The 20,361-nt window shown below is 74.9% G+C and carries 20 protein-coding genes; 13 read left to right on the top strand and 7 right to left on the bottom strand.

The window, feature by feature from the left end:
* The first annotated feature begins 66 nt into the window (after positions 1 to 66).
* The 4 genes from ACFC02_RS18515 (at position 67) to ACFC02_RS18500 (ending at position 3,849) form a co-directional block, all read left to right on the top strand.
* Entirely contained in the window at positions 67 to 1,833 is a 1,767-nt protein-coding gene (locus ACFC02_RS18515; RefSeq protein ID WP_376357863.1) for a glycoside hydrolase family 15 protein, read from the top strand.
* Positions 1,834 to 1,844: 11 nt separating this feature from the next.
* Positions 1,845 to 2,873 carry an SDR family oxidoreductase gene (locus ACFC02_RS18510; protein WP_376357860.1) on the top strand — a complete coding sequence of 343 codons (1,029 nt, stop codon included), beginning with the start codon at positions 1,845 to 1,847 and terminating at the stop codon, positions 2,871 to 2,873.
* Between the two features lie 10 nt (positions 2,874 to 2,883).
* A complete protein-coding gene (locus tag ACFC02_RS18505; protein ID WP_376357858.1) occupies positions 2,884 to 3,141 on the top strand; it encodes a hypothetical protein in 258 nt (85 codons plus the stop codon).
* A gap of 129 nt (positions 3,142 to 3,270) precedes the next feature.
* Positions 3,271 to 3,849, top strand: a complete 579-nt coding sequence (locus ACFC02_RS18500; protein ID WP_376357857.1) for a MarR family winged helix-turn-helix transcriptional regulator — start codon at positions 3,271 to 3,273, stop codon at positions 3,847 to 3,849.
* 26 nt (positions 3,850 to 3,875) lie between these two features.
* Here ACFC02_RS18500 and ACFC02_RS18495 read toward each other — a convergent pair whose 3' ends face one another.
* Positions 3,876 to 5,186, bottom strand: coding sequence for an FtsX-like permease family protein (locus ACFC02_RS18495; RefSeq protein WP_376357855.1), 1,311 nt, complete (start codon positions 5,184 to 5,186; stop codon positions 3,876 to 3,878).
* Positions 5,187 to 5,189: 3 nt separating this feature from the next.
* The gene (locus ACFC02_RS18490) at positions 5,190 to 5,975 is read right to left on the bottom strand and encodes an ABC transporter ATP-binding protein (RefSeq protein WP_376357872.1); all 786 of its coding nucleotides are present in this window, start codon (positions 5,973 to 5,975) and stop codon (positions 5,190 to 5,192) included.
* A 168-nt stretch (positions 5,976 to 6,143) separates the two neighbouring features.
* Here ACFC02_RS18490 and ACFC02_RS18485 point away from each other — a divergent pair, with 168 nt between their 5' ends.
* The 3 genes from ACFC02_RS18485 to ACFC02_RS18475 are packed head-to-tail and all read left to right on the top strand — an operon-like array spanning position 6,144 to position 8,477.
* Positions 6,144 to 6,824, top strand: coding sequence for an ABC transporter permease (locus ACFC02_RS18485; protein ID WP_376357853.1), 681 nt, complete (start codon positions 6,144 to 6,146; stop codon positions 6,822 to 6,824).
* A gap of 19 nt (positions 6,825 to 6,843) precedes the next feature.
* The gene (locus tag ACFC02_RS18480; RefSeq protein ID WP_376357850.1) at positions 6,844 to 7,518 is read left to right on the top strand and encodes an ABC transporter permease; all 675 of its coding nucleotides are present in this window, start codon (positions 6,844 to 6,846) and stop codon (positions 7,516 to 7,518) included.
* Entirely contained in the window at positions 7,515 to 8,477 is a 963-nt protein-coding gene (locus ACFC02_RS18475; protein ID WP_376357847.1) for an ABC transporter substrate-binding protein, read from the top strand. Before ACFC02_RS18480 ends, ACFC02_RS18475 begins: the two co-directional genes overlap by 4 nt.
* Positions 8,478 to 8,512: 35 nt before the next feature.
* Here ACFC02_RS18475 and ACFC02_RS18470 read toward each other — a convergent pair whose 3' ends face one another.
* Genes ACFC02_RS18470 through ACFC02_RS18455 form a run of 4 tightly spaced genes read right to left on the bottom strand, consistent with a single transcriptional unit; the run spans position 8,513 to position 12,564 of the window.
* Positions 8,513 to 9,667, bottom strand: a complete 1,155-nt coding sequence (locus ACFC02_RS18470) for a betaine/proline/choline family ABC transporter ATP-binding protein (RefSeq protein ID WP_376357844.1) — start codon at positions 9,665 to 9,667, stop codon at positions 8,513 to 8,515.
* Between the two features lie 22 nt (positions 9,668 to 9,689).
* Complete coding sequence (locus tag ACFC02_RS18465; protein WP_376357841.1) at positions 9,690 to 10,337, bottom strand: lactate utilization protein C; 648 nt, start codon at positions 10,335 to 10,337, stop codon at positions 9,690 to 9,692.
* Complete coding sequence (locus tag ACFC02_RS18460; protein WP_376357838.1) at positions 10,334 to 11,812, bottom strand: lactate utilization protein B; 1,479 nt, start codon at positions 11,810 to 11,812, stop codon at positions 10,334 to 10,336. The genes ACFC02_RS18465 and ACFC02_RS18460 overlap by 4 nt, the downstream gene beginning before the upstream one ends.
* Positions 11,809 to 12,564, bottom strand: a complete 756-nt coding sequence (locus ACFC02_RS18455; protein WP_376357835.1) for a (Fe-S)-binding protein — start codon at positions 12,562 to 12,564, stop codon at positions 11,809 to 11,811. Before ACFC02_RS18455 ends, ACFC02_RS18460 begins: the two co-directional genes overlap by 4 nt.
* Before the next feature lie 583 nt (positions 12,565 to 13,147).
* On the opposite strand from ACFC02_RS18455, the gene ACFC02_RS18450 reads away from it, so the two are divergent.
* The 5 genes from ACFC02_RS18450 (at position 13,148) to ACFC02_RS18430 (ending at position 18,079) form a co-directional block, all read left to right on the top strand.
* Positions 13,148 to 14,449, top strand: coding sequence for an alpha/beta fold hydrolase (locus ACFC02_RS18450; RefSeq protein ID WP_376357832.1), 1,302 nt, complete (start codon positions 13,148 to 13,150; stop codon positions 14,447 to 14,449).
* Between the two features lie 86 nt (positions 14,450 to 14,535).
* Entirely contained in the window at positions 14,536 to 15,279 is a 744-nt protein-coding gene (locus ACFC02_RS18445) for a PIG-L deacetylase family protein (protein ID WP_376357829.1), read from the top strand.
* A gap of 89 nt (positions 15,280 to 15,368) precedes the next feature.
* On the top strand, positions 15,369 to 16,274 hold the full coding sequence (locus ACFC02_RS18440; RefSeq protein WP_376357826.1) for a sigma-70 family RNA polymerase sigma factor: 906 nt from the start codon (positions 15,369 to 15,371) through the stop codon (positions 16,272 to 16,274).
* 72 nt (positions 16,275 to 16,346) lie between these two features.
* Positions 16,347 to 17,186, top strand: a complete 840-nt coding sequence (locus tag ACFC02_RS18435) for an alpha/beta fold hydrolase (protein WP_376357824.1) — start codon at positions 16,347 to 16,349, stop codon at positions 17,184 to 17,186.
* 44 nt (positions 17,187 to 17,230) lie between these two features.
* Positions 17,231 to 18,079 carry a pentapeptide repeat-containing protein gene (locus ACFC02_RS18430; RefSeq protein ID WP_376357821.1) on the top strand — a complete coding sequence of 283 codons (849 nt, stop codon included), beginning with the start codon at positions 17,231 to 17,233 and terminating at the stop codon, positions 18,077 to 18,079.
* Here ACFC02_RS18430 and ACFC02_RS18425 read toward each other — a convergent pair.
* Complete coding sequence (locus ACFC02_RS18425; RefSeq protein WP_376357818.1) at positions 18,041 to 19,585, bottom strand: cytochrome P450; 1,545 nt, start codon at positions 19,583 to 19,585, stop codon at positions 18,041 to 18,043. The genes ACFC02_RS18430 and ACFC02_RS18425 overlap by 39 nt on opposite strands.
* A gap of 142 nt (positions 19,586 to 19,727) precedes the next feature.
* Between ACFC02_RS18425 and ACFC02_RS18420 the strand changes: the two genes are divergently transcribed.
* On the top strand, positions 19,728 to 20,339 hold the full coding sequence (locus ACFC02_RS18420; protein ID WP_376357815.1) for a TetR/AcrR family transcriptional regulator: 612 nt from the start codon (positions 19,728 to 19,730) through the stop codon (positions 20,337 to 20,339).
* The last annotated feature ends 22 nt before the right edge of the window (positions 20,340 to 20,361 follow it).

Below are 20,361 nucleotides of genomic sequence, written 5' to 3'. Positions count from 1 at the left end.
GGCGGGCACCGCGGTGCCCGCCCCCGCCGCGCAGGTCCACGAGACGCACGGTGAGGCCCCACGCACATGAGCATCACACCCTTCCCCCCGCACGCGCTGCACGACTACGCGCTGCTGGCCGACGGGGAGCGCGGCGCCCTCATCGGCCAGGACGGGGCGGTCAACTGGCTGTGCGCGCCGACCTGGCACGACGACGCAGTCTTCGCCTCCCTCATCGGCGGGCGGGGCGTCTACGCCGTCACCCCGCGCGGACGCTACGTCCCCGGCGGCTACTACGAGGAGGGCACCCTGATCCGGCGCAGCCGCTGGATCACCACCGACGGCGTCGTGGAGTGCCGCGAGGCCCTCGCCTTCCCCGGCGAGAGGGACCGCCTCGTCCTGCTGCGCCGGCTGATGGCCGTGGACGGCACCGCGCACGTGCGCGTCGTCCTCGACCCGCACGCCGACTACGGCCGCGCCCCCGCCGCCACCCCGCACCGCGACGACAGCGGCGTCTGGCACATCCGCACCGGCCGGCACCGGCTGCGCTGGCAGGGCGCCCCCACGGCGACCGTCCGCGCCGAAGGCCTCACCGCGGACCTGGTGCTGGAACCGGGCGAGCAGCACGACCTGGTCCTGGAGTGCTCCGACGCCCCGCTGCCGCGCACCCCGCCCCGCGCCGACCCGGCCTGGGCCGCCACCGAACAGGCCTGGCACGACAGCGTGCCCGCCCTGGACCGGACCATCGCCCCCGGCGACGCCCGCCGCGCCTACGCCGTGCTGCGCGGGCTGACCACCCACGGCGGCGGCATGGTCGCCGCGGCCACCACCAGCCTGCCCGAACGCGCCGAGGCGGGCCGCAACTACGACTACCGGTACGTCTGGATCCGTGACCAGAGCCTGACGGGACAGGCCGCCGCCGCGGCGGGCGCCCCCGAACTCCTGGACGCCGCCGTCCGCTTCGTCCGCGAGCGGCTGCTGGACGACGGCCCCCGCCTCGCCCCCGCCTACACCGTGCACGGCCGGCCGGTCCCCGACCAGCACGAGCTGGACCTGCCCGGCTACCCGGGCGGCTCCAGCCGGATCGGCAACCACGTGGAGAAGCAGTTCCAGCTGGACTGCTTCGGCGAGGCGCTGCTGCTGTTCGCCGCGGCCGAACGCGCCGGCCGCCTCGACGCCGACGGACGGCGGGCCGCGGACCTCGCCGTCCGGGCGGTCGCCGAACGCTGGCGGGAACCGGACGCCGGCATCTGGGAACTGGACCCCGAGCAGTGGACCCACAGCCGGCTCACCTGCGTCGCCGGACTGCGCGCCCTGGCCGCGGCCGCACCGCGCAGCCCGCTCACCGACACCTGCGACCGGCTCGCCGACACCCTGCTCGCCCACACCGCGGCCACCAGTGTGCACCCCGACGGCCACTGGCAGCGCACCCCCGACGACCCCAAGGCCGACGCGGCGCTGCTGCTGCCGCCCCTGCGCGGTGCCCTGCCCGCCGACGACCCGCGCACCCGCGCCACCCTCGCCGCCTGCCGCGACCAACTCGCCCAGGACCACTTCATCTACCGCTTCCGGCACGACGACCGGCCCCTGGAGGAGGCCGAGGGCGCGTTCCTGCTGTGCGGGTTCGTCATGGCGCTCGCCGAGCACCAGCAGGGCAACGAGATCGACGCCTACCGCTGGTTCGAACGCAACCGCGGCGCCTGCGGATCCTCCGGGCTGTACGCGGAGGAGTTCGACATCGCCCAGCGCCAGCTGCGCGGCAACCTCCCCCAGGCCTTCGTCCACGCCCTGCTCCTGGAGGCCGCCGCCCGCCTCGCCCAGGACCCCCGATCACCGGCGCACACCGCCGGGTAAGGAGCCGACCCATGCCCCAGACCGTCGTCATCACCGGCGCCAGCGCCGGCATCGGCCGCGCCACCGCACGCCTGTACGGCAAGCGCGGCGCCGACGTCGTCCTGCTCGCCCGCGGCCGGGCCGGCCTGGACGCCGCCGCCCAGGAGGTCGAGGAGCTCGGCGGCCGGCCCCTCGTCCAGGTCACCGACATGGCGGACGCCCGGCAGGTCGAGGCCGCGGCCGACGCCGCCGAAGAGGCCTTCGGACCCATCGACGTATGGATCAACTGCGCGTTCAGCAGCGTCTTCGCCCCCTTCGACGAGATCACCGCCGAGGAGTACGAGCGGGTGACCCAGGTGACCTACCTGGGCTTCGTGAACGGCACCCGCGCCGCCGTCACCCGCATGCTGGCCCGCGACCGCGGCACCGTGGTGCAGGTCGGCTCGGCACTCGGGGAGCGGGCCATCCCGCTGCAGTCGGCGTACTGCGGAGCCAAGCACGCCATCAACGGCTTCACCTCCTCGCTGCGCACCGAACTCCTGCACCGCGGCAGCAAGGTGCGGGTGACCGTCGCCCAGATGCCGGCCGTCAACACCCCGCAGTTCTCCTGGGTCCGCTCCCGGCTGCCCAAGCACCCCCAGCCCGTGCCGCCGATCTACCAGCCGGAGGTCGCCGCCCGCGGTGTCGTGCACGCCGCCGACCACCCCGGCCGCAAGCAGTACTACATCGGCGCCAGCACCGTGGCCACCGTCTGGGCCAACCGGTTCGTCCCCGCCCTCCTCGACCGCTACCTGGCCCGCACCGGCTTCGACTCCCAGCAGACCGACCAGGTGCCTCCGACCGGCGAGAGCAACCTCTTCGAACCGCTCGACCGGCCGGGCGGCGGCGACCGCGGCGCCCACGGCGCCTTCGACGACTCGGCCCACAGCCGCTCCGTCGAGGCAGCCCTGGCCCGCCATCCCGCCGCCGTCGCCTCCGCCCTCGCCGTCGGCGCCGGCGTCGGGGTCGCCGTGACCGCCAGGGCCGCCCTGGGCAGGCGCGTCCGCGTGCCCGCCGCGTGAGGAGAGGGCCATGAGCGTGACCGACCGCCCGCACCGCCTCCTGGAGGAGGCGACCGACATCGTGGCCATCGTGGGCGGGGTGACCCGCGACCGGGCCCGGGCCGTGCTGCGCGCGATGGCCGCGCACACCCGCATCAAGGAACAGCACGTCGCCGAACTCGTCGTGGAATGGGCGACGTCGGGACGGCTCCCCGCCGACCTGCTGCGCGAACTGAGGGACCAGCTCGGCGGCGGGCACGGCGCCCCGGCCGCCGGAGCGGCCCGGTGAGAGGACGGTGGTGCGTGAGGGAAGTGGGCTTTCGGACAATCCCTGTCGAGTGCCGTCGTCCTCTGGGATGATGCTCGGCGCCTGATCGTTTCCGCCCGTCCGGGCGGAGCGGCGGAACAGGGGGACACCATGGCACAGCGCGACACCGACCCGGGCCGGGCCCGCTCCGGTGGCCGCTTCGGGCAGGCCGCGCTCGACCGCGAGGCCGAGGAGCTGAGCGTGGCCGTGATGGCCGCGTCCCGGCTGTTCGTGGCGATCTCCGCCCGCGCCCTGGCGTCCACCGCCGACTCGCTGACCCTGCCCCAACTGCGGGCCCTGGTGGTCCTGGACACCTGCGGGCCGGTCAAGCTGGTCGTGCTGGCCGCCACCCTCGGCGTCAACCCGTCCACCGCGCTGCGCATGGTCGAACGCCTCGAAGCGCTCGACCTGGTCGACCGCAGGACCAACCCGGACAACCGGCGCGAGGTCGTCCTGAGCCTCACCCCCGTCGGCCACGAACTGGTCACGCGGGTCCTCTCCCAGCGCCGCGCCGAGATCCGCCGTCTGGTGCAGCGGCTGCCCGCGCAGGAGCGCGCCGCGCTGGTCCCCGCCCTGCACGCCCTGACGGAGGCGGCGGGCGAGACGGCGGTGGACGCCTACGACACCGCGCGCAGGGACCGCGGCATCGTGGACGACCCCCTCGACCCGGCGGCCCCGCCCGAGACCTGACATCGCCTCACCCGGCGGCCCCCGCGTCACGCCGGGGCCGCCACCGCGTCCACCGCGGGTGTGCGCAGCACCTGACGTGCCGTCAGCAAGCTGGTGCCGAGCACCACCGCCGCCGCGAGGGCGGCCACCGCCTGCCAGACACCGAGGGCCTCGTGGGGCAGGACCGCGCCGCCGCGGACCATGGTGAACGGCACGATCCCGGCCAGCGCGGCCACCGTGCCGCACAGCACACCCGCCACGGTGACGATCGCGCCCTCGACGGCGACCGCCCCCAGCACCTGCCCCGGCGTCGCCCCCGCCAGCCGCTGCTGCCCGAACTCGCGACGGCGGTACGTGGTCGCCGCGTACAGGGAGTTGACGAGCATCACGCACACGAAGACCACCACGATGCCGACGACCGTGAGGTTCAGCGTCTGCAGGTTCTTCGCGTCGACGGACTCCACGAGCCCTGAGGACCGCACCGCGGCGCTCTCCACGGCCTGCATCGACAGCGTCGCCGTGGCGATGCCGGTGAACAGGGTCAACGACATCAGCGTCCCCGCCAGTTCGTCGATCCGCCGCCGCAGGGTGCGCACGGCCAGCCAGCCGCACGCCCCGCCCGCAGGACACCACTCCAGCAGCGCCGCCAGCAGCCGGGGCACCGACAGCGCGCCCCCCGCCGACAGCAGGATCGCCCCGAAGGCGGGCGCCGCCATCAGCGCCGCGTCGGTCGCGGAGAACGCGTACGTCGACAGCACCGAGACGGCACCGGCCGCGAGCGCCGCGCGGGCCAGGAACGTACGTCCCCTGCCCGGCCGCCCGCGCCGCCGCGTCACCCGCCGCAGCGCGAGGAAGGCCGCGCCGGCCGCCGCGAGGGACGTGACGCCGACGCCACAGGCCAGGGCGACCGGCCCGAAGCGGTAGCCGACCGAACGGGCCACCTGGCCGCTGTCCTGGAACGCGCCGAGCAGCGCCCGGCCGCCCAGCACGGCGGGAGCGACGGCGAGCAGGGCGCCGAGCAGGGCCACGGCCACCGACTCGCCCACCACCATCCGCCTGAGCTGCGCCGGGGTCGCCCCCGAGCACCGCAGCAATTCCAGCTCCCGCGACCGCTGCCGCACGCTCACCGTCAGCGCGGACGCGATCGCGAAGAACACCAGCAGGGAGCCGTAGCCGCCCACCACCTCCGCCGACGTCGTCAGCGTCGCGGAACTGACCTCGTCGACGCCGGGCCGGCCGGCCGTGTCGCGCAGCGATCCGAACGCCATGACGATCGCCGTGCCGAGGAACGCGGACAGCAGCGTCGCGACGAACCGGCCGGGACGGTGCCGCACCGACCGCAGAGCCAGGACGAGCATCGCTCACACCCCCGCCCGCTCGGCGTCGCCCAGGTGGGCGAGGCTTTCGGCGACCGCGTCGGCCGTCGGCGCGTGCAACTGCCCGGCCACCCGGCCGTCCGCCAGGAACACCACCGAGTCGGCGTAGGAGGCGGCCACCGGATCGTGCGTCACCATCACCACGGTCCGCCCGTGCACCTGCACCGCCTCCCGCAGCAGCCCCAGCACGTCCCGCGCGCTGCGCGTGTCCAGCGCACCGGTCGGCTCGTCCGCGAAGATCACCCGCGGCTCGGTGACCAGCGCCCGCGCGATCGCCACCCGCTGGCACTGACCGCCCGACAACTGGGCGGGGCGGTGTCCGAGCCGGTCCGCGAGACCGACCGCCGCCAGCACCTCGCGGACCCGCCGCCGGTCGACGCGCCGGCCGGCGAGCCGGAGCGGCAGCACGGTGTTCTGCGCGACCGTCAGCGTCTCCAGCAGGTTGTACTGCTGGAAGACGAACCCGATCCGCTCCCGCCGCAGCCGCGTCAGCGCCGCCTCGTCACCGCCGCTCAGCTCCTCCCCGTCCACGATCACGATCCCGCCGTCCGGCCGGTCCAGACCGGCCGCGCACCGCAGCAGCGTCGACTTGCCCGACCCCGAAGGCCCCATCACGGCGGTGAACGACCCGCTCTCCAGGCTGAGCGAGACCCCGTCCAGCGCCCGCACGGCGCCGTTGTCGCTGCCGTACGTCCTGGTCACCTTGACCAGCCGCAGCGCCTGGGAGGCCGGCCCCCTCACGTGCGTACGCCGCATGCCCGCGCGCCCCATCGTCATCACCCCTCGGTCCGGCACTCCCTGTGCCCCGGGAAGGAAACTACGCAGCGCACACGCCCGCGGCACGGGGCGCAGCACCCGTATCGCGGGGTGTACCCGGCGACACCCCGGACGGGCCACCACAACGAGCCGACCCCGTGGGCCACCCGCTGCAATGGACAGGTGACCCCGCCCCCGGACGACTGCCTCGCGCGCAACGAGTGGATCTGCGGTGCCTATCTGAGCACCCGCCGCCACGTCCTGCTCGACGCCGTGCTCCAGCACCTGCGCCTGACCGCTCTGGCCGTGCTCATCGCACTCGTCGTCGCCGTCCCGCTGGCCGTGCTCGCCCGCCGCCTGCGCTGGGCCGCGGCCCCGGTCCTGGCCGTGACGACCGTCCTCTACACCATCCCCTCACTGGCCATGTTCTCCCTGCTCCTGCCCGTGTACGGCCTGTCGGCGACCCTCGTCGTCGCGGGCCTCGTGCTGTACTCGCTGACCCTGCTGGTCCGCAACATCCTCGCGGGCCTGCGTGCCGTCCCCGAGGAGACCCGGCAGGCGGCCCGCGGCATGGGCTACGGCCCCGTCCGGCTGCTTCTGGCCGTCGAACTGCCGCTCGCCCTGCCCGCCGCGACGGCCGGGCTGCGCATCGCCACCGTCTCGGCGGTCTCCCTGGTCACGGTGGGCGCGATCGTCGGCTTCGGCGGGCTCGGCAACCTCATCTACGCCGGGATGAACACCTACTTCAAGGCCCAGGTCCTCACCGCCTCCGCGCTGTGCGTGGTGATCGCGGTCGCCGCCGACCTGCTCCTGCTGGGCGTGCAGCGGCTGATCACCCCCTGGACACGGGCGGCCCGCACGTGATCCGCCCGGCGGTGCGCGCATGACCACGCTCACCGGCGCCTGGGGCTGGCTCGCCGATCCCGCGCACTGGGGAGGCGAGAACGGCATCACCCACCGCCTGCTCCAGCACCTCCTGCTCACCGTCGTCTGCCTGGCCGTCAGCTGCCTGGTCGCCCTGCCCGTGGCGCTCGTCCTCGGCCACCTCGGCAGGGGCGGCGCCCTCGCCGTCAACATCTCCAACGCCGGCCGTGCCGTGCCCACCTTCGCCGTCCTCGTCCTGCTGCTCCTCACCCCGGTCGGGCGGTGGGGCGAGGGGCCCGCGGTCGTCGCCCTCGTCCTGTTCGCCGTGCCGCCGCTGCTCACCAACGCCTACCTCGGCATGCGGGAGGTAGACCGCGACGTCGTGCGGGCCGCGCGCGGCATGGGGATGTCCGGAGGGCAGATGCTGCGCCGCGTCGAACTGCCCCTGGCGCTCCCCATGGTCCTGACCGGGGTGCGGATCGCCGCCGTCCAGCTCGTCGCCACCGCCACCATCGCCGCGCTGGCCGGCGGCGGAGGGCTCGGCCGGATCATCACGGCGGGCTTCAACCTGGCCAGCACACCCCAGGTGGTGGCGGGCGCCGCCCTCGTCGCCGCGTTCGCACTGGTCGTCGAGGCCGTCTTCGAGACCGCCGAGCGGCTGGCCCCCGGGCGCGGCCGGGGCGGCCCCCGGTGAGTACGCCCGCCGCACGCCCGCTGCCCTACCTGCTGCCCCTGCTGCTCCCGCTGTTCCTGCTCGCGGCCTGCGCCACCGGGCCGTCCCTGGAGAACCGCGGCCAGGTCACCGCACCGCCCGGCGACAGCAGGCACCTGACCGTCGGATCCGCCGGCTTCACCGAGAGCGACCTGCTCGCGCAGATGTACGCGCTGCTGCTGGACCAGGCCGGGTACCGGACGTCCCTGATCACCGTCGCCAACCGGGAACTGTACGAACCCGCCCTGGAGTCCGGCCAGATCGACGTCGTCCCCGAGTACGCGGCCACCTTCGCCGACTGGCTGAACGCCAGGACCCACGGCGCCGACGCGCCCCCGGCCGGCTCGCCCGACCTCGCCGCCACCATGAAGGCCCTGCGCGCCCTGGCCGCACCCCGCGGCCTGACCGTCCTCGCCCCCGGCCGGGCCGTCGACCAGAACGCCTTCGCGGTGAGCCGCGCCTACGCCCGCGCGCACGGCCTGAAGACCCTCAGCGACCTCGGCGCCTCGGGCCTGAGGGTACGGCTCGCGGCCGGCGACGAGTGCGTGCGGCGCCCGTACTGCGCACCGGGTCTGGAGAAGACGTACGGCATCGACATCACGGGCGTCGACCCCAAGGGCGTCGGCACCACGCCCGCGAAGCAGGCCGTGCGCAGCGGCCGGGACCAGATGGTGCTCACCACGACCACGGACGCCACCCTGGACGCCTTCGGCCTCGTCCTCCTCGCCGACGACAAGCACCTGCAGAACGCCGACCACGTCGTCCCCGTCGTCAACCGCGCCCGCGCCGGGGGCGGGGCCGTGACCGGCGTGCTCGGCCGGCTCAACGCCGTCCTGACCACCGCCGACCTCGCCGAGCTGAACCAGCGGGTCGACAGCCGGCGCCGCCTGCCCGCGGACGTGGCCCGCGCCTACCTGAAGGACAAGGGCCTGCTGAAGTGAGGTGCGGCGCCGCCGAAGAGGGCCCGGCGCCGCGCTCAGGCGTCCGCCACCGAGTCGAAGCCGACCTGCTGCCGCGCCACCCCGAGCGCGTCCGCGTCCACCGAGCGGCGCAGCGCCTCGTGCAGTTTGGCCGGGGTCAGCACACCGAGGAAACGCGCGCCGTCCAGCACGGCGACCCAGCCCGCGTCGTGCTGGAGCATCACCCCGAAGGCCTGCTTCAGCGGGGCGCCCACCGGCACCCGCGCGTTCATCCGGTGCGCGAGGTCACCGACCGAGCCGCCCGCCGCCAGGGCGTCGAGCCCCACCCAGCCGTGCAGGTCGCCGGAGGTGTCGAGGACGACCGCCCAGCGGGCGCCCTCGGCCCGCAGCCGCCCGGCCGCGTGCTCGGCCGCCTCGTCGAGCCGGGCGACGGGCGGCTGCTCCAGGTCGCCTTGTTCGACGGCCGTCACCGACAGCCGCTTCAGGCCGCGGTCGGCGCCCACGAACGAGGCGACGTACCCGGTCGCGGGGGTGCCCAGGACCGCCCCGGGCGTGTCGAACTGCTCGATGCGCCCCTGCCCGTACACGGCGATGCGGTCGCCGAGCCGGACGGCCTCCTCGATGTCGTGCGTGACCAGCAGCACCGTCTTGCGCACGGCGGCCTGCATGCGCAGGAACTCGTCCTGCAACTGCTCGCGCACCACCGGGTCCACCGCCCCGAACGGCTCGTCCATCAGCAGCACCGGCGGATCCGCGGCCAGCGCCCGCGCCACCCCGACCCGCTGCCGCTGCCCGCCCGAGAGCTGCTCGGGGTAGCGCGGCCCGTACGTCGTCGGGTCCAGGCCCACCAGCTCCAGCAGTTCCGCGGCGCGCGCCCTCGCGCGCGCCCGCTTCCAGCCGAGCAGCGCGGGCACGGTCGCGGTGTTGTCGAGGACCGTGCGGTGCGGGAAGAGACCGACCTGCTGGATGACGTAGCCGATCCGGCGGCGCAACCGTACCGGGTCCACCCCGGCGACGTCCTCGCCGTCCACGAGGATGCGGCCCGAGGTCGGTTCGATCAGCCGGTTGACCATCATCATCGTGGTGGTCTTGCCACATCCGGACGGCCCCACGAGCGTGACGAGTTCCCCCTCGGCCACCTCGAAGTCGAGGCCGTCCACGGCTGTGGTCCCGTCCGGGTACCGCTTGGTGACCTGCTCGAACCGGATCATGTCCTCACGCTAGCCGCGCCCCTCACTCCCCGCTCACCAGCACCACCTCCAGGGTGCGCGGCCCGTGCACCCCCTCCACCCGGTCCAGCTCGATGTCGCTGGTCGCGGAGGGCCCGGAGATCCAGGTCAGCGGGCGTCGCGGATCGAGGCGGCCGAAGGCCTCGGGCACCGAGGCGACCACCTGGTCCGGGACGCGCACGACGCAGACGTGGTGGTCGGGGACGAGCGTGATCCGGCGGCGGCCCTGGTCGCCGGAGCCGTCCAGCACGATCGTGCCGGTCTCGGCGACGGCGACCGCGCAGCCGGTGACCACGCTGTCGACGCGGTCCAGCTCGTACGGCGAATCCTCCGGCCGGTCCGCGACCCGCCTCACCCTGCTCTCCGCGAGCCATCCCGCGTCCAGGCCCGGCGGGACCAGGACGGTCTGCGAGCCCCGTCCGTCGAGCAGCCGGGCGATCAGCGCGGGCAGCCCGGCCGCGTCGGTGCGGTGCACGAGCGCTCGGTAGTCCGCCAGGTTCCCGGCCAGCAGCTCGACCGTGCCGGGCACGTCCAGGTCACCGTGGCGGCGCAGGTAGTCCCGGGGGACCGCGTCCTCGTAGGGCGGGTCGTCGGCCGGCACGTCGGCCAGCGCGCGCCGCACCCGGCCCAGGATCCGTTCCCTGCTGCTCACTTCGTGCCCTCCTCGCCGCCGTGCGTACGCTGCCACCAGTCCCGGAACGGCTCCGCCGGCAGGGCGGGCAGGTCCCGCGTGCCCGTCCACGCCCGGCCCGGTCCGGGCAGCGTGCGCGGATGGAAGCGGCGGGTGCGCGAGGCCAGCCGCTGCCCGCCACGCAGCAGCCGGGGGCGGGTGAAGGCGAGGCGGGCCGCGCGCATCGCGGCCCGCTCCGCTCCGTGTCCCTTCGCGGGCTTCAGCAGCACCTTGTTGCCCTCGCGCGTCGCCTCGCCGCCCTGGACGACCCGTTCACGCAGGTGCACCAGGACCTCGGGGATGTCGATGGCGACCGGGCACACCTCGTAGCAGGCGCCGCACAGCGAGGACGCGTACGGCAGCGAGGCGTCGATCGCGCTGCCGGTGCCGCGCAGCTGGGGGCTGAGGATGGCGCCGATGGGCCCCGGGTAGACCGAGCCGTAGGCGTGCCCGCCGGCCCGCTCGTAGACCGGGCACACGTTCAGGCACGCCGAGCAGCGGATGCAGCGCAGGGCCTGCCGGCCCACCTCGTCGGCGAGGGTGTCGGTGCGCCCGTTGTCGAGCAGGACGAGGTGGAAGGTGCTCGGCCCGTCCCCGTCGGCCGTGCCGGTCCAGGTCGACGTGTACGGGTTCATCCGCTCGGCGGTGGAGGAGCGGGGCAGGGTCTGCAGGAAGACCTCCAGGTCCCGCCAGGTCGGCACGATCTTCTCGATGCCGACGACCGAGATCAGCGTCTCGGGCAGGGTCAGGCACATCCGCCCGTTGCCCTCGGACTCCACGACCACCAGCGTGCCGGTCTGCGCCACCACGAAGTTGGCGCCGGAGATGCCGACCTTGGCGTGCAGGAACTTCTCCCGCAGGTGGAGCCGGGCCGCCTCGGCGAGTTCGGCGGGCGAGTCGGTCAGGCCCTCGGGGGCCGGGCGCCCCCACTGCGTCATCTCGGAGCGGAAGATGTCGCGGATCTCGCCGCGGTTGCGGTGGATCGCGGGCACCAGGATGTGGGAGGGCCGGTCCTTGCCCAACTGCACGATCAGTTCGGCGAGGTCGGTCTCGTAGGCGCGGATGCCCTCCGCCTCCAGCGCCTCGTTGAGCCCGATCTCCTGCGTGGCCATCGACTTGACCTTCACGACCTCCGACTCCCCGGTCGCCTTGACCAGGCCGGCGACGATGCGGTTGGCCTCGGCGGCGTCGACGGCCCAGTGGACGGTGCCGCCGGCCGCCGTGACCGCCTCCTCCACCTGGAGCAGGTAGCGGTCCAGGTGGCGCAGCGTGTGGTCCTTGATCCGCCGCCCCGCCTCACGCAGTTCGGCCCAGTCGGACACCTCGGCCACCGCCTTGGCCCGCTTGGCGCGGATGGTGTGCGTGGCGTGGCGCAGGTTGCCGCGCAACGTCGCGTCGCGCACGGCCTCGCGCGCGGCCGTGGGGAACGCCGGCATCCCGACGAACGTACCGCTCATCCCAGGGGCTCCTCTTCCGTGCTCGCCAGGATCTCCGCGATGTGCACCGGCCGCATCCGGGTGCGCAGCCGGGTCATCGTCCCGCCGATGTGCATGAGGCAGGAGTTGTCGGCCGCGCACAGCACCTCGGCGCCGGTCGACTCGGCGTTGCGTACCTTGTCGGCGCCCATCGCCGCCGAGACGTCGGAGTTCTTCACCGCGAAGGTGCCGCCGAAACCGCAGCACTCCTCGGCGCCGGGCAGTTCCACCAGTTCCAGTCCCCTCACCGCCCCCAGCAGCCGCCGGGGGCGGTCCCCGAGGCCCAGGGAGCGCAGCCCGTGGCAGGTGGGGTGGTAGGTGACCGAGTGCGGGTAGTACGCCCCCACGTCCGTCACACCCAGCACGTCCACCAGGAACTCGGTCAGTTCGTACGTCTTCGGCACCACGGGCGCCACCGTCCGGGCCAGGGTGTCGCCCCGCCCCTCGGCCCGCGCCCGCTCGCCCATGCGCGGGTACAGCTCCCGCACCATCGCCCCGCACGACCCCGACGGCGTGACGATCGCCTCGTAGCCCCGGAAGACATCGGAGAACTTCCGGGCCAGGGGCTCCGCCTCATGCCGGTACCCGGTGTTGTAGTGCGCCTGCCCGCAGCAGGTCTGGCCCGTCGGGAAGTCCACCTCGACACCCAGCCTGGTCAGCAGTTTCACCACGGCGCGGCCGGTGTCCGGATAGAGCGTGTCATTGACGCAGGTCAGGAACAGGGCGACACGCATCGTGGCTCCTTGTCGTCGGTCATCGGACGGGTGAAGCCTAGTCAGGCGGCCAGGAACGCGGGAGACCCGGGCCCGAGCCCGGCGTGGCGGTGGCCCCGCCCCCGAACGGACCCCGGCACGGCGGTGGTCGGCGGGCCGACGGTACGGCGCCTTCGCTGATCCGCGCGTGCGCCGCGTCCCGGCGCGGTCGCCGGCGAGTCCCTGCGCCGGGGCAGGCACCAGGACGTGCCCGCACCGGAACGCTGCCGTGTGCGGCGGCCTCGGCGGACCGGCCACCCCCGGCGGCCCGCGGGCGCCGGCGTTCGACCGAGAAGCAGGGCGACGCGTTCGCCGCCGGCGACGAGGCGCAGGACACCGGCGGCACGGCCGGCCACGTGCCGCGCCTGCCCGACGGCCGGGCGCCGGGAACGCCGCGCCCCCGGCGTCCGAGACCGACCGCCGCGCGGGCACCCGGCGGCGCACTCACGTCCGGCCCCGCGTGCTGACCGGCCGTTCAGCACCTTGCCCGATCCCGGTGGCCCGAGCGCGCCCGCGCATGTGCTCAACTGGGACGCGGCCGTGCACCTCCGTCCCGGGAGAACCGTTGACCGTCAGCTACCGCCAGCCCGGCGTCGTCCTCACCGACCGCTCCTTCACCGTGCCGCTCGACCACGACGACCCGGCGGGGGAGACGATCGAGCTCTACGCGCGCGCGGTGGTCGCCCGCGACAAGGCCGGCCAGGACCTGCCGTGGCTGCTCTACCTCCAGGGCGGCCCCGGCTTCGGAGCGAACCGGTTCATCGGCAAGCAGGCCTGGCTCGGCCGGGCCCTGCAGGAGTACCAGGTGCTCCTCCTCGACCAGCGCGGCACCGGCCACTCCACCCCCGCCAACCGCCAGACGCTCCCGCTGCGCGGCGGCCCGGCCGCCCAGGCCGACTACCTCACCCGCTTCCGCGCCGACTCGATCGTCCGCGACTGCGAGGCGATCCGTCCCGAGGTCACCGGCGGCGCCCCCTGGACGGTGCTCGGCCAGAGCTTCGGCGGCTTCTGCGCCGTCCACTACCTCTCCACCCACCCCGAGGGCCTGTCCACCGCCCTGATCACCGGCGGCCTGCCCGCCCTGGACGCCCACGCCGACGACGTCTACCGCGCCGCCTACCCGCGCATCGAGCGCAAGGTCGCCGCCCACTACGACCGCTACCCCGAGGACGTCGCCCGCGCCCGCGAGATCGCCGAGCACCTCCTCACCCACGACGTGGTCCTGCCCGGCGGCTACCGGCTGACCGCGGAGGCCTTCCAGTCCCTGGGCATCCTGCTCGGCGGCGCGGACGGCAGCCACCGCCTCCACTTCCTCCTGGAGCACGCGTTCGTCCCCACGCCGCAGGGCCCCGCGCTCTCCGACGCCTTCCAGGAGGAGGTCCGCGGCGCGCTGTCGTACGCGGCCCACCCGCTGTACGCCCTCGTCCACGAGGCCATCTACGCCCAGGACGCCCGCCCCACCGCCTGGTCGGCCGAACGGGTGCGCGCCGAGTTCCCCCGCTTCGACGCGGCCAAGACGCTCGCCGGCGACGGACCGCTGCTGTTCACCGGCGAGTCCGTACACCCCTGGACCTTCGACTGCGACCCCGCGCTGCGCCCGCTGCGCGAGTGCGCCGACCTGCTCGCCGCGCGCACCGACTGGCAGCCCCTGTACGACCCGGCCCGGCTCGCCGCCAACGACGTCCCGGTCGCCGCGGCCGTCTACCACGACGACATGTACGTCGACACCGCCCACGCCCTGGCCACCGCCCGCTCGATCCGCGGCCTGCGCACCTGGGTCACCGACGAGTTCGAGCACGACGGCGTGCGCGCGGGCGGGCCGCGCGTCCTGGACCGGCTGCTCGCCCTCGCCCGCGACGACGCCTGACAGCCGGGGCGCGGCCGCCCGCCGGACGACGGGGCAGGTGACGGGGTGTGAGGCGATCCGGGGCCGGGCGCGGTTACCCTGCCCGCATGACCGAGCCGACGAGCAGCCCCCTGGAGCCCATGCCCGGCGACTGGCAGCGCGGCCTCGCCGTGGTGGCGCACCCGGACGACCTCGAGTACGGGTGCGCCGCGGCGATCGCCGCCTGGACCGACGGCGGCCGGGAGGTCGCCTACGTCCTCGCGACCCGGGGCGAGGCCGGCATCGGAACACTGGAACCGGACAGGTGCGGCCGGCTCAGGGAGCGCGAGCAGCGGGCGAGCGCCGCCGTCGTGGGCGTCACGACGGTGGAGTTCCTCGGCCACCGGGACGGCGTCGTCGAGTACGGTCCCGCCCTGCGCCGCGACATCGCCGCCGCGATCCGCCGCCACCGCCCCGAGCTGGTCATCACCCTCAACCACCGCGACACCTGGGGCGGCGTCGCCTGGAACACCCCCGACCACGTGGCCGTCGGCCGAGCCACCCTGGACGCGGCGGGCGACGCCGGCAACCGCTGGATCTTCCCGGAACTCACCGGACAGGGCCTCGAACCCTGGGACGGCGTCCGCTGGGTCGCCGTCGCCGGTTCCAGCACCCCGACCCACGCCGTACCGGCGGCCCCGGGCCTTGAGCGGGCCGTGCGCTCACTGCTGCAACACCGCGCCTACATCGAGGCGCTGACCGACGAGGACCCGGAACAGTACGCGCGCGCCTTCCTCACCGCGAACGCCGGGGCGGCGGCCGCACGGTTCGGTGGCGAACCCGCGGTCACCTTCGAATTGTTCGGCCGCTGACGGGGTGTCGAGCCTAGGATGACCGGCAAGTACGTGACGGGGTGTCACGCGGGCGGGGACGGGGACGGGGACGGGACACGGTGGACGGCATGACCGGCACGGCCGACGAGGAAGCCCTGGCGCGGCGGTTCGAGGCGCACCGCGGGCAACTGCGGGCGGTCGCCTACCGCATGCTCGGCTCGCTGACCGAGGCCGAGGACGCCGTCCAGGAGACCTGGTTCAAACTCACCCGCACCGACACCGCCGCCATCGGGAACCTCGCCGGCTGGCTGACCACCGTGACCGGCCGCGTCTGCCTCGACCTGCTGCGCAGCCGTACCGCGCGCCGCGAGGAGCCCATGGACGAGACCTTCGTCCCCGACCCCGTCGTACGGCCCCTGACGCCGGCCGACCCCGAACAGGAGGCGCTGCGGGGCGACTCGGTGGGGCTCGCCCTGCTCGTCGTGCTGGAGACCCTGGAGCCGGACGAACGGCTCGCGTTCGTGCTGCACGACATGTTCGCCGTCCCGTTCGACGACATCGCCCCGGTCGTGGAGCGCACCCCGGCCGCGACGAGGCAACTGGCGAGCCGGGCCCGCCGCCGGGTCCAGGGCGCCACTTTGCCCGCGGAGACCGACCTCGGACGGCAGCGGGAGGTGCTGGAGGCGTTCATGGCCGCCTCGCGCGGCGGCGACTTCGACGCCCTGGTCGCGGTCCTGCACCCCGACGTGGTGCTGCGGGTCGACGCCGGAGCCCTGGTACGCGGCGCCGCCGGGTCCAAGGTGCTCCACGGGGCCGGCACCGTCGCGGCGCAGGCGCTCACCTTCTCCCGCTACGCGCCGACCGCGCGCCTGGTCCTGGTCAACGGCGCGCTCGGACTGGCCAACACTCCCGAGCAGGGCCCGCATTCGGTCATGGGCGTCACCGTCGCCGACGGCCGGATCACCCACCTCTACATCCTGTCCGACCCCGAAAGGCTGGGCCACCTCGGCCTGCCCGCCGCCATGTCGGGCTGAACCGCGAGCCTCATGGAGGGCCGAACCCGCAAACCGATTGCCTGGCCGGGCGGGCGCTGCGATGGTCATCACATGCCCGCCTTCCCGGCCCACGACGGAACCCGCCTCGCCTGTCACGTCAGTGGTACCGGTCCACCCCTGGTCTGCCTGCCCGGCGGGCCGATGCGCGCCTCGGCCTACCTCGGTGACCTCGGCGGGCTGGACGCCCACCGCACGCTGGTCCGCCTCGACCTGCGCGGCACCGGCGCCTCGCAGCCGCCCGCGGACCCCTCGACGTACCGGTGCGACCGGCTCGTCGACGACATCGAGGCGCTGCGCGAACACCTCGGCCTCGAACGCGTGGACCTGCTCGCCCACTGCGCGGGTGCCAACCTGGCGGCGCTCTACGCGAGCCGGTGTCCCGAGCGGGTGGGACGGCTCGCGCTGATCACGCCGAGCGTCGTCGCGGTCGGCATCACCGTCACGGCGGACGTCCGGCTCGCGACCGCACGCCTGCGCGCGCAGGAGTCCTGGTACCCGCAGGCGTACGCCGCCCTGAAGGACATCGTGGCGGGCCGCGTCGCCGACGTGCGCTGGGAGGCGATCGCCCCCTTCCTGCACGGCCGCTGGGACGACGCCGCACGGGCGCTGGACGCAGCGGACGCCGAGGAGAAGAACGGCGAGGCCGCCGCGGTGTACGGGTCCGAGGGCGCGTACGACCCGGCGGCCGTCCGGGCCGCGCTCGGCGCGCTGCCCGCCCCCGTGCTGGTGCTGGCCGGCGAGGTCGACCTGAACTCCCCGCCGCCCGCGACGGCCCGGTACGCCGGACTGTTCCCGCACGCCGAACTCGCCGTCCAGCCCGGCGCGGGGCACTTCCCGTGGCTCGACGACCCGGCCCGTTTCACGGCGGCCACCGCCGCGTTCCTCGGATGACCGGGCGGTCCGCGGCCCGCAGGGCGGGTCGGTAGGGTGGGGGCATGCCAGACCAGACAGCCGAGCGGCGCGACGCGAGCGAGCGGCCCGGACTGCGCGGCGACTGCGCGAGCTGCTTCGGGCTGTGCTGCGTCGCCCTGCCGTTCGCCGCGTCCCGGGACTTCGCGCGTGACAAGCCCGCGGGAAAGCCCTGCCCGAACCTCCGGGACGACCACCGCTGCGGCATCCACGCGCGGCTGCGGGACGAGGGCTACACCGGCTGCACGGTCTACGACTGCTTCGGCGCCGGACAGAAGGTCTCCCAGGTCACCTTCGGCGGCCGGGACTGGCGCACCCGACCCGCCGGCGAGGCCCGGCAGATGTTCGACGTCTTCCCGGTCGTACGGCAGCTGCACGAACTGCTGTGGTACCTGACCGAGGCGCTCACCCTGCCCGCCGCCCGGCCCGTCCACGCCGATCTGCGCCGGCTTCTGGAACGCACCGAACAGCTCACGCTGCTGCCGCCCGACGACCTGGCCGCGCTGGACGTCGGCGCCCACCGGCAGGAGGTCAACGTGCTGCTGCTGCGCACCAGCGAGCTGGCCCGGGCCGCCGTGCCGGGCCGGAAGAAGGACCGGCGGGGCGCGGACCTGATGGGCGCCCGGCTCAAGGGCGCCGACCTGCGCGGGGCGAGCCTGCGCGGCGCCTACCTGATCGCCGCCGACCTCACCGGGGCGGACCTGCGCGGCGCCGACCTGATCGGGGCGGACCTGCGCGACGCCGACCTCACGGACGCCGACCTGAGGGGGGCGTTCTTCCTCACCCAGCCGCAGCTCGAGGCGGCCCGGGGGAGCGCGGGCACCCGGCTGCCGGGGTCAGTCGCCCGCCCGGTGCACTGGACAGCGCGCGCCTGACCCGCCGCCGTCCGCCTCCGTCTCCGTCTCCGGTACGGCGTCGGCGGCGGCCGGTGCGGGTGCCGTCCGGCGCTCCAGGCCCAGCCGCAGACCCTCCGGCATGAGAGTGAGCCGTTCGGTCACCTTCAGCCGGTAGCCGGGCTGCGCCCGCAGCTCGTAGCGGCGCAGCAGCAGCCCGAGGACCAGGGTGGCCTCGTGCAGGGCGAACTGGCGGCCGATGCACGCGCGCGCCCCGGTGCCGAACGGCTTGAAGACGTGCGGCGGACGGCTCCGCACGGCCCGCGCGTCGAACCGGTCCGGATCGAACCGCCCGGCGTCCGCGCCCCACACCTCGGGGTCGCGGTGCAGCATCGGAGTCAGCACCAGCGCCCACGCGCCCTGCCGCATGGGGTGCTCGCCGGCCAGCACCGTGTCCCGCAGCGCCTCACGGGCGAAGGCGGGCGCGGTCGGCCACAGCCGCAGCGACTCGTCGAGCACCCGGCGCACGTAGCGCAGCTTGGCGACCTGCTCGTAGCCGGGCGCCGCCGCCCGGCCCCACACCCGGTCCACCTCCGCCCGGGCGCGGGCGGCGATCTCGGGGTGCCGGGCAAGGTAGTGCAGCGCGAAGGACAGCGCGCCGGAGGTGGTCTCGTGCCCGGCGACCAGGAACGTGATCACCTGGCGGCGTACGTTCTCATCCGACAGCCGCTCGCCGGTCTCGGGGTGGGCCGTCTCCAGCATCCGGTCCAGCAGGTCCCCGCCGGCGGCGGCACCGCCCGAGCGGCGGGCGCGCACGAGGTCGTCGACGGTGCGGTTGAGGTAGGTGATGTCGGCCGTGTTGCGCCGGGCCGCGTCGCGCAGCAGGTAGGGGGCGAGCGGCGCCGGGACGGAGTTGAGCCGCTGCGCGTAGGAGAGCGTGCCGACCATCGCGGTGACGAACGGGTGCGGGCGGGAGCGTTCGAAGGAACCGAAGTCGTGGCCGAAGCCGGTCCTGGCTATCGTCTCCAGGGTCAGCTTGGTCATGTCGCCGGGCACGTCCACGGTGCGGCCCGCGGCCTCGGCGCGGTCCCAGTGGTCGGTCAGCCGCCCGGCCACCTCCAGCATCATCCGGTGGTAGCCCGCCATCGCCTCGCGGCTGAAGCCGGGGGCCAGGACGTCGTGGGCCAGCTGCCAGTTGGGCTCGTGGTTGTACGCGGTGAAGAGCCCGTCCCCGGCCACCGGGCGCAGATTGGCCACGCCCAGACCCACGTGCTTGGCGAAGCGCGTCTCGTCGGCGAGGTCGGCGGCCAGGCGCGCGCCCCAGACGAAGACGAACTCCTTGCCGAACACCTTGCGGCGGAAGATCGGGCCGAGCGCTCGTGCGTAGCGCATCGAGTCCTGCACGGGGGAGCGCCGGTCGACGCCCAGCACATCGCCGAGGAAGGGGACCCGGCGCGGCGGGTGCGGCAGCCGGTGCAGCTCGGGCCAGCCCAGCTCCGCGCTGCGGAATCCTTTCGGCAGTCCGGTTCCGGTCGTGGTCTCCGTCATGCCGTGCGCTCCCCGGTCTCCCTGGGTCCGCCGGACCGCCGAGCGGGCGCTGCGCCGGTCCGGCGGCACGTGTTGTATATGGGTTCAATAGCCGTTCCCAGTCTGGTCCCGTTGTTGAACCGGCGTCAAGTAGAGTGCGGGAATGGCCGCGAACCAGGGGGAGCAGCGCACGCGCCGCCGGCTCAGCACCGAGGAGCGCAGGGAGCAGCTGCTGTGCGTCGGGGCGCGGCTGTTCTCGGAGAGCCCCTACGACGACGTGTGGATCGAGCAGGTCGCGGAGATCGCGGGCGTCTCGCGCGGGCTGCTCTACCACTACTTCCCGACCAAGCGGGACTTCTTCGCGGCGGTCGTGGAGCGCGAGAGCGCGCGCATGCTGCGGCTGACCGCCGCTGTCCCCGGGCTGCCGCTGCGCGACCAGCTCGCGGCCGGACTGGACGCCTACCTGGAGTACGTCAGCGCCCACGCGCACGGCTACCGGGCCTTCCACCGCGCCGACGCGGCGGGCGACCAGGCCGTGCGCCGGGTCTACCGGCGGGCCCTGGCGGCCCAGGAGCGGCAGATCCTGGCCGCGCTCGACGCCGACCCGGAGTTCGGCCCGCTCGCCGCCGGCCGCGCCGACCTGCGGCTGGCCGTCCGGGGCTGGCTGGCCTTCACCACCGCCGTCTGCCTGGAATGGCTGCGCGGCTCCGCCCTGACGCGCGCCCAGGTACGGGACCTGTGTGCGCGGGCGCTGCTGGGCGTGCTGACGCCCTGAGCGGGCGCCCGCGCCCTCCCCG

The organism is Streptomyces sp. NPDC056160, assembly GCF_042268205.1.
In the GTDB taxonomy this organism is placed as follows: domain Bacteria; phylum Actinomycetota; class Actinomycetes; order Streptomycetales; family Streptomycetaceae; genus Streptomyces.
Note: the sequence above shows the minus strand (reverse complement) of the source record. Positions and strands in the feature narration are given on the sequence as shown.

What these genes read in the sequence shown, in the direction of transcription:
- ACFC02_RS18515 (WP_376357863.1), top strand. Translation starts at nt 67, where the DNA reads ATGAGCATCACACCCTTCCCCCCGCACGCGCTGCACGACTACGCGCTG.
- ACFC02_RS18510 (WP_376357860.1), top strand. Translation starts at nt 1,845, where the DNA reads ATGCCCCAGACCGTCGTCATCACCGGCGCCAGCGCCGGCATCGGCCGC.
- ACFC02_RS18505 (WP_376357858.1), top strand. Translation starts at nt 2,884, where the DNA reads ATGAGCGTGACCGACCGCCCGCACCGCCTCCTGGAGGAGGCGACCGAC.
- ACFC02_RS18500 (WP_376357857.1), top strand. Translation starts at nt 3,271, where the DNA reads ATGGCACAGCGCGACACCGACCCGGGCCGGGCCCGCTCCGGTGGCCGC.
- ACFC02_RS18495 (WP_376357855.1), bottom strand. Translation starts at nt 5,186, where the DNA reads ATGCTCGTCCTGGCTCTGCGGTCGGTGCGGCACCGTCCCGGCCGGTTC.
- ACFC02_RS18490 (WP_376357872.1), bottom strand. Translation starts at nt 5,975, where the DNA reads ATGGGGCGCGCGGGCATGCGGCGTACGCACGTGAGGGGGCCGGCCTCC.
- ACFC02_RS18480 (WP_376357850.1), top strand. Translation starts at nt 6,844, where the DNA reads ATGACCACGCTCACCGGCGCCTGGGGCTGGCTCGCCGATCCCGCGCAC.
- ACFC02_RS18470 (WP_376357844.1), bottom strand. Translation starts at nt 9,667, where the DNA reads ATGATCCGGTTCGAGCAGGTCACCAAGCGGTACCCGGACGGGACCACA.
- ACFC02_RS18460 (WP_376357838.1), bottom strand. Translation starts at nt 11,812, where the DNA reads ATGAGCGGTACGTTCGTCGGGATGCCGGCGTTCCCCACGGCCGCGCGC.
- ACFC02_RS18455 (WP_376357835.1), bottom strand. Translation starts at nt 12,564, where the DNA reads ATGCGTGTCGCCCTGTTCCTGACCTGCGTCAATGACACGCTCTATCCG.
- ACFC02_RS18445 (WP_376357829.1), top strand. Translation starts at nt 14,536, where the DNA reads ATGACCGAGCCGACGAGCAGCCCCCTGGAGCCCATGCCCGGCGACTGG.
- ACFC02_RS18440 (WP_376357826.1), top strand. Translation starts at nt 15,369, where the DNA reads ATGACCGGCACGGCCGACGAGGAAGCCCTGGCGCGGCGGTTCGAGGCG.
- ACFC02_RS18435 (WP_376357824.1), top strand. Translation starts at nt 16,347, where the DNA reads ATGCCCGCCTTCCCGGCCCACGACGGAACCCGCCTCGCCTGTCACGTC.
- ACFC02_RS18430 (WP_376357821.1), top strand. Translation starts at nt 17,231, where the DNA reads ATGCCAGACCAGACAGCCGAGCGGCGCGACGCGAGCGAGCGGCCCGGA.
- ACFC02_RS18425 (WP_376357818.1), bottom strand. Translation starts at nt 19,585, where the DNA reads ATGACGGAGACCACGACCGGAACCGGACTGCCGAAAGGATTCCGCAGC.
- ACFC02_RS18420 (WP_376357815.1), top strand. Translation starts at nt 19,728, where the DNA reads ATGGCCGCGAACCAGGGGGAGCAGCGCACGCGCCGCCGGCTCAGCACC.